The 14,766-nt window shown below is 29.7% G+C and carries 10 protein-coding genes; 7 read left to right on the forward strand and 3 right to left on the reverse strand.

Annotated features, from left to right (window positions below):
- Nucleotides 1-28 precede the first annotated feature (28 nt).
- Both L1S46_RS01455 and L1S46_RS01460 read left to right on the forward strand, forming a co-directional pair.
- Nucleotides 29-1,237 carry a biotin/lipoyl-binding protein gene (locus tag L1S46_RS01455; protein ID WP_236897677.1) on the forward strand — a complete coding sequence of 403 codons (1,209 nt, stop codon included), beginning with the start codon at nucleotides 29-31 and terminating at the stop codon, nucleotides 1,235-1,237.
- Nucleotides 1,238-1,250: 13 nt separating this feature from the next.
- Nucleotides 1,251-4,331, forward strand: a complete 3,081-nt coding sequence (locus tag L1S46_RS01460; RefSeq protein ID WP_236897680.1) for an efflux RND transporter permease subunit — start codon at nucleotides 1,251-1,253, stop codon at nucleotides 4,329-4,331.
- A 124-nt stretch (nucleotides 4,332-4,455) separates the two neighbouring features.
- Here L1S46_RS01460 and L1S46_RS01465 read toward each other — a convergent pair whose 3' ends face one another.
- Complete coding sequence (locus L1S46_RS01465; RefSeq protein ID WP_236897682.1) at nucleotides 4,456-5,598, reverse strand: epoxide hydrolase family protein; 1,143 nt, start codon at nucleotides 5,596-5,598, stop codon at nucleotides 4,456-4,458.
- A gap of 305 nt (nucleotides 5,599-5,903) precedes the next feature.
- Between L1S46_RS01465 and L1S46_RS01470 the strand changes: the two genes are divergently transcribed.
- Nucleotides 5,904-6,755: an AraC family transcriptional regulator gene (locus L1S46_RS01470; protein WP_238898951.1), complete on the forward strand. Its 852-nt coding sequence runs from the start codon at nucleotides 5,904-5,906 to the stop codon at nucleotides 6,753-6,755.
- Nucleotides 6,756-7,285: 530 nt separating this feature from the next.
- Complete coding sequence (locus tag L1S46_RS01475) at nucleotides 7,286-9,664, forward strand: EAL domain-containing protein (RefSeq protein ID WP_236897686.1); 2,379 nt, start codon at nucleotides 7,286-7,288, stop codon at nucleotides 9,662-9,664.
- A 44-nt stretch (nucleotides 9,665-9,708) separates the two neighbouring features.
- Here the strand turns inward: L1S46_RS01475 and L1S46_RS01480 are convergent, their stop codons facing one another.
- A complete protein-coding gene (locus L1S46_RS01480; protein ID WP_236897688.1) occupies nucleotides 9,709-10,254 on the reverse strand; it encodes a DUF6512 family protein in 546 nt (181 codons plus the stop codon).
- A 1,075-nt stretch (nucleotides 10,255-11,329) separates the two neighbouring features.
- On the opposite strand from L1S46_RS01480, the gene L1S46_RS01485 reads away from it, so the two are divergent.
- From L1S46_RS01485 to L1S46_RS01495, 3 genes are all read left to right on the forward strand, one after another.
- Nucleotides 11,330-12,079, forward strand: coding sequence for a class I SAM-dependent methyltransferase (locus tag L1S46_RS01485; RefSeq protein ID WP_236897690.1), 750 nt, complete (start codon nucleotides 11,330-11,332; stop codon nucleotides 12,077-12,079).
- A gap of 179 nt (nucleotides 12,080-12,258) precedes the next feature.
- Entirely contained in the window at nucleotides 12,259-12,867 is a 609-nt protein-coding gene (locus tag L1S46_RS01490) for a uridine kinase (RefSeq protein ID WP_238898953.1), read from the forward strand.
- Nucleotides 12,868-12,952: 85 nt separating this feature from the next.
- Nucleotides 12,953-13,261 (forward strand): nucleoside triphosphate pyrophosphohydrolase, encoded by a 309-nt coding sequence (locus L1S46_RS01495; RefSeq protein WP_238898955.1) that lies wholly within the window; start codon nucleotides 12,953-12,955, stop codon nucleotides 13,259-13,261.
- A 327-nt stretch (nucleotides 13,262-13,588) separates the two neighbouring features.
- On the opposite strand, the gene L1S46_RS01500 is transcribed toward L1S46_RS01495, so the two are convergent.
- Nucleotides 13,589-14,146 carry a TetR/AcrR family transcriptional regulator gene (locus L1S46_RS01500; protein ID WP_236897696.1) on the reverse strand — a complete coding sequence of 186 codons (558 nt, stop codon included), beginning with the start codon at nucleotides 14,144-14,146 and terminating at the stop codon, nucleotides 13,589-13,591.
- Nucleotides 14,147-14,766: the final 620 nt, after the last annotated feature.

Here is a 14,766-nt window from a genome sequence, read left to right on the forward strand (position 1 = left end):
TACGATATGGTGAATATAAGGAGGATATATGAATAAGAAGATAATAGCTATTTGTTTGGTAATTTTAAATTTTACAATATTAAGTGGATGCAGTAAAAATGATAAAAAAGTAGATGCAAAAACTTATCCAGTAAAAACAGTAGAACTTCAAAATCAAAGCCATTCAAGTGATTTAGAATATGAGGGTATAACAGGAGGAAGTGAAGTAAGAAAGCTTTCCTTCAAAAGTCCAGCTAAAATTTCAAAAATATATGTTGTAAAAGGTCAACAGGTGAAAAAAGGAGACAACCTTGTTGATTTAGATAAAAGTGATTTAAACTTGGCGGAAAACGCAGCAAAAGCTCAAATGGATGCAGCGCAAGCTCAGTATGACAAAGCAGTATATGGGGCACAAGCTGAAGATATAAACAAAGCTGAAATAGCACTGAAAAACGCTCAGGATGAGTATAATTACTGCAAGGACTTATATGATAAAACTGTTAGATTATTTCAAATAAAGGCTGCTACTGAGCAGCAGGTTAACGATCTTAAAATTAAATTAGATGGTAGTGAAAGTCAGTTAAATGCAGCAAAGGAAACATTGACACAGCTTCAAAATGGAACAAGGGAAGAGGATAAGCAAGCAGCATTGGCACAGGTAAATGCTGCAAAAGCTAATTATGATTCAAAGGTTAATTTAGTTCAAGATGCATCTCTTGTAGCAGATGAAGATGGTTATATAGTAGATGTTCTTTGCAAAGAAGGAGAAATGCAGGATGCTGGGTATCCAGTGATTTTAGTTAGAAGTGACAATCAAGTGGTTACTGCAGGAATATCTGATGATGATGTAAAGAAAATACAGGTAGGAACAAAAGCAGAAGTTAAAATAGATGACACTACTACTGATGGAGAAATTATGAATATAGTTCAAGCACCTGATAAACAAAGTGGAACTTACAGCGCAGAAATCAAAATTTTAAATCCAATAGATAATGATAAATATTACGTAGGCCAATCTGTGAAAGTTTATATTGATAATGGAGAAAAGAGTGGTGTATGGATTCCAATTACCAGCATTTTGAATGATGGACAAGATTATGTTTATACAGTGGAAGATGGACGTGCTGTTAGGAAAAATGTAACTTTAGGAGATACAAATGAAAATGAAGTATGCATAGAGGGATTAGAAGTTGGAGAAAACCTTATTACTGAAGGGATGAAAAATATAAAAGCTGGATATCAGGTTTCAGCAGAATAAAGGGGGATGAATTATGGGATTGATTAAAGCGGCTATAAAAAATAAAAAAATAGTAATATTTCTAATAACTATGGCTATTTTAAGTGGATGTTATTGCTATTATATTGTTCCTAAGCAGGAAATGCCAGATGTTTCATCTCCAGCAGCAATGATTACAACAATTTATCCGGGAGGTTCTCCTAGTGATATAGAAAGTTTAGTTTCAAAAAAAGTTGAAGAAAAAGTTGAAGAAATAGATGGTTATGATTATTGTGAGTCTTACTCTGTAAATAATGCTTCAATAGTTGTTGTTTTCTTAACTAATGATGCTGATAAAGAGAAAGCATGGCGTGATATGAGAGATAAGGTAAAAGATTTAAAATCAGATCTCCCAGATGGATGTCAAGATAGTGAGATAAATACGAAACTTACAGAGACTGCTGGTATGATTTTAAGTGTATCAGGAGATAATTATTCATATGAACAATTGGGAAATTATGCAGATGATATAAAGAAGCAGCTAAGCAATGTTAATGGTATTTCAAGATTTGATATAAAGGGTAAACAAGATAATCAGGTAAAAGTGGAGGTTGATTTAAATAAGATAAACAAATATTCAATTTCTTTTGAAGACATATGTGGAGTATTAAAAGCTCAAAATATAGATATTCCATCAGGGTCTTTAAATTTAAAAGAAGGAAAAATAAAAGTTGAGACACCTGGAAGTTTTACATCTCTTAAGGAGATAGAAGATACAGTGGTAAATGTTTCAACTGACACTGGACAAACTATTAGGATTAAAGATATAGCAAAGGTTTATATGGGGTATGATGATGATTCAAATTATAAATTTACTACTAATGGAGAAAATTCCGTATTAATTGTCGGTTACTTTCAAGATAATAAAAATATAGTTTTAATAGGTAAGGATATAACAAAAAAGTTAGATGAGATAAAAAAACAATTGCCACCAGATTTAAAAATAGATCAAGTTACTTTTCAGCCTAAGGCGGTAGATGAATCAGTTTCTTTCTTTATGGAGAACCTTAGAGATGGTGTAATTCTGGTAGTTATAACCGTTTTAATAGGAATGGGATTTAGAAATGCAATGGTAGTATCAGCAGTAATTCCGATATCTATAGCTATGTCATTTATTGCTATGAATGCTCTTGGTATTAAAGTCCAGGAAATGTCTACCACAGCACTTATTATAGCTCTTGGAATATTAGTAGATGATGCCATTGTAATAGGCGATGTTGTGCAGGTAGGTGTTGATGAAGGTATGTCTGGAGATGAAGCTGCTTTTCATGGTATTAAAAAATTATTTGTGCCCGTATTTACATCGACATTGATTATTATTGGTGCTTTTTCACCACTTTTAAATATACCTGGTGGAGCAGGAGAATTTTTAAGAACTTTGCCTCAGGTAGTAATGATATGTATTGCATGTTCTTACTTATCAGCGCTGTTTGTAACTCCTGCTATGGCATCTGTATTTTTTAGAAAAAGTAAAAAAGTTGAGAAGGAAAGTATAGTCAAAAGGTTTTTCCATAAACTTTTAACTTACGGACTTAAGAATAAAATAAAGATTATTATAATATGTTTATGTTTATTTGCAGTATCCATAGGTTTGTTAAATTCAATAGGAACGAAGTTCTTTCCTTATGCAGATAAAGACATTCTTTATATAGATGTTGCTAATGAAAAGGTGGACAATATTGACAGCACGAGTGATTTAGTAAAACAAGTTGAAGATATAGTAAAATCAGATGAAGATGTTACAAGTTATACTTCAGCCATAGGTGGTGCTGTGCCTAAATTTTATATTACTATACCTCCTCTTGCACCGGCAAAAGATAAAGCTCAAATTATGATGAATATAGACCTAAATAAAACCAAAAAGTTCAGTACAAGACAAGAATTAGCTGAGTATTTACAAAGTCAAATAGATAGTAAAATATCTGGAGGTACTGCAACAGTAAAACTCTTGGAACAAGCAATGCCAACAGGTGCACCTATTCGTATAAGACTTACAGGAGATGATTTAGATAAGCTTTATGCGGCTTCAGATCAAATACAAGAAAAATTAAATGGTATTCCAGGAACTACAAATGTAAGAGATGATGCAGCAAAAAAGACTTATCAATATGAAGTAGATATAGATAGTACTAAGGCAGTACAGCATGGTTTATTAAAATCTGATATAGAAAAGCAGATAAGCATTGCTATAAGAGGATATGCTGCTTCTGTATACAGAAAAAATGGAAGTGATTACGATATACTAGTTAAAAGTAATGCTACATCAGTTGAAGACTTAAAAAACTTACAAGTGAAATCCAGCCTTGCAAAAAACAAGGTATTGTTATCAGAAGTAGCAACTATAAAACTTGATTCACAGATAGACCAAATAAAACATTATAAGAAAGATAAAACTGTAACAGTATATAGCGATATAAAAACTGGTTATAATGCTGTTACCGTAGAAAATGCATTAAGTCCGGAAATAAATAAGATGGATATAGATGGCGTAAATGTTATTTATGATGGTGAGAAACATCAAATAGATTTGAATTTTACAAGTCTGGGTATAGCTGCAGCTATGTGTATACTAATAATTTATGTGATTTTATTTGTTCAATTTAAATCTTTTGTACAGCCACTTATAATAATGTGTGCACTTCCACTATCATTAATAGGAGTAACAGCGGGGCTTCTCATATTTAAGATGCAGCTATCTTTAACTGCTGTAATGGGAATAATAAGTTTAATTGGAGTAGTTATAAGAAATGGTATTCTGCTTGTGGAATATATAATTGAAGGAAGAAAAGAAGGTCTTTCTATAGATGAAGCATGCTTGCATGCTGTAAGTCGAAGATTCAGGCCGATAATACTAAGTTCTGTAGCAACTATTACAGGTCTTATACCACTTGCATTTTCAAAAAGTGCGTTATTTGGACCTATGTCTGTAACCATAATATTTGGACTTGCATCAGCTACTTTCCTTACATTCGTAGTTGTTCCAGTGGTTTATTCTTTAGTTAATACTAGGTTAGAGGAGAGGCCAATAAAGACGGATAAGATAAGTATTAAATTACTGAAGTTTTGGAAAAAATAAGGTTAAGTATATAAAATAGCTACTATTCACGATGTTAATATTTAAAATAGTAGCTATTTTATTAGCATTTGTGATCATTGAATAAGGGGAGGTTTAGCAATAGAAAAATTAAATAAGTTTAGGCTTATCTATAAGTTCTAAAGAATGTACGAATTTCTTCAGCAAAATGTTCAGGATCTTCCATAGCCGTAAAATGTCCTCCTTTAGGCATTGTAGTCCAGCGGGTGATATTTAGATTGCGCATAGCCCATTCTTTTGGTGGTAGCAATACATCAGCTGGGAATAAAGCCATGCCTGTTGGTACATCTATGTGTCCCATTGGTGGCAATGAATGTGTATTTTCATAATATGCATTTGCTGATGAGCCTATGGTATTTGTGACCCAATAGATCATTATATTAGTGAGAAGTTCATCTTTTGTAAAGATTTTATTAAAATCCCCATTAAAATCACTCCAACTGAGAAATTTTTCTATGATCCATGCAGCTAGGCCCACAGGTGAGTCAGAAAGTCCATAGGCAATGGTTTGAGGTTTTGTAGATTGAATAGACATATAACCTCCCTCATTTGAAATCCATTCTGAAGCAATTTTCTTATAATTCAATTCATCTTTTGAGGGCTCTGTATCATCTGATATCATAAGATCTCTGATAATTCCAATATCAGTTAGATGGATTCCTATTAGAAGTTCTGGATGGTTTAATGCTAAGTATCTTGTAACACCTGAACCCATATCTCCACCTGCAGCAGCAAACTTACTGTAGCCAAGTTTTTCAGTCATTAGCTTTGCCCAAAGCTCAGAAACACGATAATTATTCATACCACTATGTTTTGAAGCACTAGAAAAACCAAAACCAGGTAGTGAAGGGATAATTACATCAAAAGAATCATTAGGATCACCACCATAACTTGCAGGGTCAGTAAGGAGTGTGATGATCTTTTGATAGCGTATGAAACTGTCAGGCCATCCATGAGTAAGTATAATTGGGGTAGGGTTAGGTCCTTTACCTTTTTCGTGTATAAAGTGAATATCTATCCCATCCACATTACAGCGAAAATGAGAAAAACGGTTTAATTCTTTTTCTTGTGCACGCCAGTCAAACTCATCCTTCCAATATGAAACAAGTGATTTTAAATAATTTATATTAGTGCCTCGTTCCCAACTTGAGTTTTCTAACTGTCCAGGCCAGCGTATATGATCCAATCTGTATTTTAAATCATTAAGTACCTCATCAGATACTTGGATATTGAATTTTTTAATAGACATAATAATTCTCCTTTCATATAAGTTATGAACAGTAAGTTATTAATAAACTTATTTTGCATAACTTTCTTTAATTCTTAATAATAGTCTACCATTTAGAAAATATGATACAATGTCATAAATGAAGCTTTTAACTATACTATTTGTAAAAGAACAAGAACAAAATCTCAAAGGCGACTGTGGAGCCGTCGACTTTTGATATGGGGATTTTTTTAGCATTTGTCTTAGATTTTGCTATTGATTAATGAAAATATAAATGGTAATTTAAATTTATTATTTATTTTAATGTACCCAATGGAGGAATGCTTATGCCACAAATGGATCGTCACAAGAATAGAACTGTATATATAGAATTTATTGCAAATGAAAACTTTGTAAGTCTTCCTTATAAGGAGCGTTTAACTATAACTTTTATTACGAGTGGAAGCCTGAATTTACAACTAAATGGTCGCCCTGCAAAAATTGTCGCTCCAAGTATTCTTTGTTTATCGATGGAGGATAAAATACAAGTTCTTGAAAAACAAGATGTATCTTCGCAATCATTTTGTTTCCATCCAGATTTTTTTAATACAGCTCATTTCTCAGAAAATACTGGATATCTGTCAACTAATCTAAAAATAAAAACTGGTCTTTTACTTTTGGGAAAAGATAAAATTCATACTAGGGTATATGCTGTAGATGAGAAAATATATTTGAAATTATATGAGTGGTTTTTTATTATGGGAACAGAAGTATATGCACAAAGTGACTCGCTTTGGGTGTGTAGAATAAAAAAATACTTAATACAAATACTTGGATTGATTGAAGAGCTAAACCACCATAGCGAAGAATCACCTGTTAATTTGGTTTTAGAATATATACATATAAACTATTCTGATAAAATAACATTGGAAGATTTAACAAGATGTGCTCATTTGAATCGTGTGTCACTAAATAAAAATTTTCAGGATATATGTGGTTGCACAGCAATGGCCTACTTACTAGCATACCGCTTAAAGGTTTCTGAGAGTCTATTGACTCATACTGATATGAGCTTAAACGAAATTGCACGTGCCACTGGCTTTGAATATGATACATATTTTATAAAACAATTTTTGGCTAAAAAGGGTATGACTCCAACAGAGTTTAGGAAAAACTCACGAGAGTTTTCAAGTCACTAATAAAAAATGTGAAATATATTTGAGAAGATAAATAATACTATTTAAGAAATGGAATTAGTAATAGAGGATGCTGAAGTTTATAAAAATCGGAATCCTCTATATTTATTGTATCTAATGTATTGTAATCTTATTTTAAGAATATAATATATTCTTAAAAGTATAATTCATAAAAGCCTACCTTAACTACTAGATGATGCAAGTTAGATAGTTTTATAAGCTGCGAGTGTATCATTTAGAACTTATATATGCACTAATAAAAAGTCTAATCATTAGTAGAAGCTTATGTATGCAAATGAAAATTATTGGTAAAAAGATGAATATTTTTATTGTGTATAGATTTACAGAACTTGAATATTTATGAAATTAAGAATAAAATGATATAATGACAGAAAATGTTGAAATATGAAATTATTTATTAGAAACGTATAAAATTTAAGTTATAGTTTCTCAATAATTATATAAAGTAAAAATCTATTAAAATATTTTATGCCGGAGGTGGTTTTATTTATATTAGTTTATTTATTTCATTAATGTTATGTTGCGTTTTTTATTCGTTTATAGGTATTTACGGATACAGGATGGACAAAAAATCAAAAGCTAATCAAATATTTTTAAATTTAAGCATGTGTTGTGCTGTTTGGGCATTTGGATATGCAATGATGCTGACTTGTGAAAATATGAATATAGCCTTTTTTTGGAGGGCTGTTTCAATTTTTGGTTATTGTTTTTTTTCTGGTTATTGGCTGTATTTTGCATTTGTATTAAATAATGAGAAAGAAAGTAAATACAATCGGATTATAATAATTTTAGCCCACGTTCCTGCAGTATTATTATTTATGCTAAATATTATAGTTGAACCATCTTCAGCTATGATTAGAAGACCTTATGGATGGATTGATGTGGCTCCAAATTTATTTGGTCAAATTGCATACAGCATATGTTCTATAATTTTTTATGTATCAGGTCTTGTAATGCTATTTAATAGAGGGAGATATTCAAAAAAGAATAGGATAAGAAAGCAAAATAAAATTATTTTATGGACATGTTTTATAAGTATTACCATAGGGGTATTAACAGATATTATTTTACCTATGTTTGGAATTCTTGTCTTTCCTTCAGCAGTTTTGAGTGGAACTATAGCTTTGGGTGGTGTTTGCTATGCAATAAGTAAGCACAGGTTTATGTTAACTACTTCGAAGTATTTATCAGAATACATTTTTAATAGTGTTAAGAACCCAATATTTATTTTAGATGAGAATTTTGCAATCCAAAATTGTAATGAAGCGTCATCAAATATAACAGATTATAAATTTAAAGAATTAGAAGGAAAGATGTTCAGCGATTTAATATCTTATAAAAATATTGATTTTAATACTATAATAGAAAATAGTTATATGAGAAATGTAGAGGTTAATTTACAACAAAAAGATGAAGGATACATTGTATGTGAATTATCAAGTACAGTTATATATGATGAGTATGACGATAAACTAGGTATTGTAATTTTGATACATGATATTTCAGAAAGAAAGAGAATAGCAGAAATAGAAAAGAAATATACTTTAAAACTGGAAAGAAAAAATTCGAAACTTGTAGATCAAATAAAAGATAAGATACTTGCAGAAGAAAAAATACGTCATTATGTATATTATGATGCTCTCACAGAAATTCCTAATAGAAAAATGATGTTAGAAAATATTAATGAACTATTAAAAAATAAAGATAAAAAATTTGCAATTCTTTTTATAGATTTAGATGATTTTAAAAATATAAATGATAATTTTGGACATCAAGTTGGTGACAAAGTTCTTAAAAAAGTAGCATCTACATTGAAAGATTCTATAGGTTCACAGGATATAATTAGCAGAATTGGTGGAGATGAGTTTATAATTATATTGAAAAATGTAGAGTCTGATATATACATTAAAGAAATCGCTCTAAGAATACAAAATGAATTGAAAAAGCCAATTACTTATAATGAAGAATCTTTAATTCTTGGAGCAAGTATAGGAATAAGTATATTCCAAGAGCATGGAGAAGATTCAGATACTTTGATTAACAATGCAGATTTAGCTATGTATGAAGTTAAGAAAAATGGTGGTTATGACTTTGCTATATATTCACCTAAAATGGAACATAAAGCAATTGATAAATTAGAAATGAAGATGAAATTAAATAAAGCATTATCAAATAATGAATTTATGGTTTATTATCAACCTATTATGGATTTAAAGTCAATGAAAGTGTTAAATTCAGAAGCGCTTATAAGATGGAAGCAAGGGGATAGAATTATTCCGCCTATAGAATTTATTCCTATAGCTAAAAGTGTAGGAGAAATAATACCAATCGATAATTGGATGTTAGAAAATGCTTGTATACAGTGCAAAAAGTGGAATGAAATTGGATCGCATGAATTTAGTGTATCAGTAAACACCTCTTATTCTCAATTAAAGCAACCTGAATTTGTATCACTCGTTCAAAATATATTAGAGGCATATTCTCTGCCGCCTGAATACCTGAACCTAGAAGTTACTGAAGATGAGGCCATGGAGGATTTTGAAACAATTATAAACATATTGGAACAATTTAAGAGTATGGGAATAAAAATATCATTAGATGATTTTGGAACAGGCTATTCATCTCTTAATTATGTAAATAAATTGCCTATTGATAAAATAAAAATTGATAAATCCCTTATAATGAATTTGGAAACAAACTATAAAAATCTAACTATTATCAAATCCATAATAAATATGGGGCATAGTTTAGATATTAAAATTGTTGCAGAAGGAATTGAAACAAAAGAACAGCTTAGAATCTTAAACGAGCTTAAATGTGATTTCATCCAAGGGTATTTAATAGGAAAACCTATGGAAGCATCAGAGTTTGGGCATAAGTTTATTAATTAAGTTTCAGTTTAAAATTAAGCTGATCCATATAAAGCAGATTTATTTTAATGAATTCCATACTGCTTAGTAATAGGGTCCATAAAAATCGGCAATTTAGGAGGAAGAAAAGTAAAAAGAGTAAAGCAAATTACTATTAAAGAACCTATTATAATAGATAAATAAAAATGAAGCATAGTTAATGTTGCATATTTATAAATATGCAAAGATAAACATTGACCTATCGAAAGTCCTAAAAATAATGAAAATATGTCAAGAAATAATGATTGTATTCCAAGAGCACCTGTGTAGGTATAGAAAAAACAAGTTATAACAATACAGCTAGTAATAACTGAAATAACAGAGCATATGACCCAGATATACAAGTTAACTTTATCTCGAAATATCAAAATGCCTAGTATATACCAAATAAAAGTAGGATAGGTAGAAAGTTTTAAATGTTCCCAGATACTTTCGTTAACAGGAGTAAGAATACCAACTATAACAGATTTACCACTCCAATCATATGCAAAGTGAGCTAATGATCCAAGTAAAAAAGTAATTGGAATACCGACAATAAACCAAAATTCAGGACTTAAAAGCATGTTATTCATAATTTAGATACATCTCCAATTAAAATTCTATAACTGCTTTAAATAATGTTATAGATACCCAACTTTAAAACCTATATTTATGTGTTAACTTCCCGAAATCATAAATATTTTGATTCCGAAAAGCTATGGAAATATCGCTGAAGGTTCTAAGCAGCAGGTTGTATCCACTTTAGCATGCTCCAACTTTCAGTTTGACAAGCTAAAATGGAACAACCTACAGCAAGAACCTTTAACAGCTTATTTTCAAATGTTTTCTCCACAAATATATTTATGATTTCTAGTGGAGATATGAACTTAAAGTTTTAGCAGTCTTGTAGGTGTGTTAATCTAATAAGCTGAATTTTTAAATTGTTTATCTATATAAACTAATAATAAAGCAGTTTCATATAATAAATATATGTATCATAGATGGAAATTAAAACCTAAAAGCCTTATGTAAAATTCTGCTTAGGTAATTTATATATAAATGTTATAATTTCCAATGTGCAATTCACAATTACGACTAAAATTTTTGCAATATTTTTAGAATTATAATGAAGAATTATTTTTAAAGTTTATATTATATAAGTAGGAGAATTTTTGAAAATAACGAGTAGTACAACAATTTTATATAGATAAATTAATCATAAGTTAAATTTATGTTATGAAATATATTCTAATTAGAAATAAGAATTATGCTTTTGTAACCACAAGGGTCATAATATGAAATGTTTCATTAGGAATTTGATGGCTCTGATTCTTAGATTAAAAGTTGTTCCAAGTATGCTTGTTCAAAAAGTGAGAATCGAAATTTTATATTTCGTTCTTCGAACTTTCTCTGTGAGTGCTCGTCTTTGAGGCTAGCATCTTTGGTGCAACTTGTGATCTTAGAATCATCCATCATAAAATTTCCTTAGAAACTGGAACAACAGCATAATCCTTATTTCGGTGAGCTATATCCATGACTTCAAATTTTAGTTTGGTTACCTATATAAATCATAGTTATATAAAGTATAATTAATATGCATTTCAATTATGGTATCTGTTTTGATATACTATTTTTAATGTCAGGTATATTTAAAATGGAGGTGTTTTTATGAATATTAAGTGGAATGCTAAAGGGTATACAAAAGATTTTCAGTTTGTACATCAATATGGTGAAGATGTTTTAAATTTGCTAGATATTGAGAAGGGAATGAAAGTCTTAGATCTTGGATGCGGTAATGGAGCATTAACGAAAAAGATTTCGGAGATGGGTGCAGATGTAATTGGTATGGATGCATCAGGAGAAATGCTAGAAATTGCAAGAAGAAATTATCCTGAAATAACATTTATACAGGATGATGCAGTGAAATTTACTTTAAATGAACAAGTTGATGCGATATTTTCTAATGCAGTTTTTCATTGGATTGATAATCAAGATGGATTGCTAGAGAGTGTTTATAATGGATTAAAAATAAATGGAAACTTAGTATGTGAATTTGGTGGATACGGATGCACAGAAACAATTCATTCAACTTTGCAAAAGGCTTTTGAAGCAAGGGGATTAGACTATAAGAGAACATTCTATTTTCCAACTATTGATGAATATACTCCTATTCTTAAAAAGCATGGACTACAAACAGTATATGCAGCATTATTTGATCGTAAAACCGCACTTATAGGTGAAGATGGAATGAAGAATTGGATTGAAATGTTTGTTATACAACCTTTTAAAGGCTTAGATGACTCATTAAAAAATACAATCATTGATGAGGTGGTAAAAAGCTTAAAACCTATTTTATATCAGAATGGAGTATGGTATGCAGATTATGTGCGCATTAGATTGAAAGCTAGAAAAATATAAGATATATTAATATCTATAGAAAAGATACAAATTTAGAGGAATATCAATCATAAATGGTGAACAAATATATTATAGTAATAAAATAATATTAAAGCTACAAGAACATGTATAGTAATGAAGAAAGCACTGTTTTTAGTAGGAGTTTATGTAAAGTAAGCCTTTAAATATTGGAGGAAATAATGAATAAAGAACGTAAACCACATATTTATAATGAATATAAATATGTATTTGATGAAATTAAGAATTTACTAAAAGATAATAAAAAATTAGTAATAGCCATTGATGGAAGATGTGGCGGAGGGAAGAGTTCCTTAGGAGCGATGCTTACAGAAGAGTTTGATTGCAGCCTTTTTCATATGGATGATTTCTTCCTTCCTCCAAGAATGAAAACAAAAGAACGACTAGCAGAACCTGGTGGAAATGTTCACTACGAAAGATTTGAGGAAGAAATCTTAAAGCCACTAAAAAACGATGAGCCTGCTATATATAGAAAATATTTATGCAATAAAGGGGAGCTAAGTCAGCCTATAAAAGTAGAACCTAAGAATTTAACTATAGTTGAAGGAAGTTATAGTCTGCATCCTACACTAAGAGATTATTATAATTATAAAATTTTTATAACTATTGATTCCAAAGTGCAGCATGAACGAATTCTAAAACGTAATGGTGAAGAAAAACTTCAGGATTTCATAAACAAATGGATTCCACTGGAAGAACATTACTTTACAGAACTAGACATTGAGAATAAATGTGACGTAATATTTGATACTACAAATATAAAGAGATAGATGAAAAGTTCATTTAGATAATACGATTTTTAATAAAAATATTAAAATACGGGAATGTGGATAATTGTGAAAAGAGTGAGAATTAATGAAAGTATATAATAAATTAGTAAGAGATAAAATTCCAGAAATAATAAAAGCTGATGTAAGAGAATGTGATATAGAAGTAGTAACAAAAGAAGAAAAGTATAAGCTTTTAGAAGCAAAACTAAAAGAAGAAGTTAATGAATTTTTAGAAGATAAGAATCTAGAAGAATTAGCTGATGTTATGGAAGTTTTGTTTGGACTTGCTGACAGCCTAGGGTTTAGTGAAGAAGAACTTATTAAAGCTAGAGATAAGAAAAGAGAAGAACGTGGGGGATTTAAGGAAGGGATTGTCCTTAAAAGTACAAAATGATCTTGTTGTGAAAATACAACAGCAATAGAGGTAAATGACAGAATATGTTGGCTTTCTAGGTTATTTTCGCATGTTTAAAAAGATGGGCGTAAAAAATTCTAACTAAAAGCCATATATGATTTTACTAAAGAGAGTTTACACAAAGTAAGCTCTCTTTTTATGTTAAGAAAAATATACAAATTTGGATCTTGAAAATCAAGTTATTTAAATAGTTAATGCATATTGGTCATACAAGAATCTTAAAATCCTATAACAAAGGGGGAGGTGGCTTAATCACTTTGTTTTGTTAAGTATACTCATATTATATTTTCTTACCTTTCACAAGGGTTATTTGTTAAGTGACGAGATAAAGTCATCTATCATAGATTTAAAGGTATCTTCTAAATCCACATCACCTTGAAAATATCCAAAGGAATATAATGAAATAAAACCATGTAAGAGACTTCTTAAAGTTCGGCTTTTATGAACCAAAAGAATTTCATCCGCAATGTAAGACTTTAGAATTTCATGAATAATATGAGTGCTTTTTCTCATCAAATTAAACAATTCATTATTTTTAGTGCTAGGAATATTGATAAAAAGTTTATAAGCTGTCTTATTTTCAAAGGCAAATTCTTTATAAACAACAGCATATTCTCTTATGGCACCATAACCACTCTTGCCAATCAGCCTATGAATCAATTTCTGATTCATCTCATTTAACATATATACTGTCATTTCAATTTTAAGTTCATCCATATTATTAAAGTGATTATACAAAGAAGGATATTTTACATCCAATTTTTCAGCGATCTTTTGAAAATTAAGTTGATTAATACCAATTTCATCTGCTAGACAAAAAGAAACTTGAATAATCTTTTCTCTGGTTAGATTTCTTTTGTGCATACACTTTTCACTCCTATAATCTTAAAAAAATAGTTTAATGTTTAAAAAAATATATATGTTGCTATAGTAAATTTACATTTAAAACTCTAATAAAGCAAATGTTAATCAAGAGCATGATGTTGAAACTTAATTGCAATATATAATTATAAAAACATTTTGGATTATATAATATAATTATAAACTATATTTTATAATTTACAAACTATAAAATATAGTTTATAATCAAATTGAAGATAATGAACAGAAAAATTAAGGGGGAAGTAATAGAAACTTTATCAAGATATTAGTAATTACTAATATTTTTTATTCTTTAGGAATTTATATTCCAGTAAAATCTGTGGATAAATTAAAAAAGGTTGATTGGATAGTTTGGGTATTTTTAAAAGAATAAAAAAGAAATCTTATTCGCCTGCCAAATTTTTCTCACATGGTTCGAAAAGGCAGATGCGTGAAAAAAATCTACACATATGAAAAGAGTGCGAAGCACAATACGGAACTTAACCACAGTCGCCTGCGATTTTTTTATTCTTTAGCAAATTGTAATGTGGTTAAATTTGAGGATAATTTATATAAAAGGCTATTCAGATGAGGTTACATGTAATTTTGTTCTTAATTTATAC

Origin of the sequence: Clostridium sp. YIM B02500 (assembly GCF_022324665.1) — a bacterium.
Taxonomy (GTDB): domain Bacteria; phylum Bacillota; class Clostridia; order Clostridiales; family Clostridiaceae; genus Clostridium; species Clostridium beijerinckii.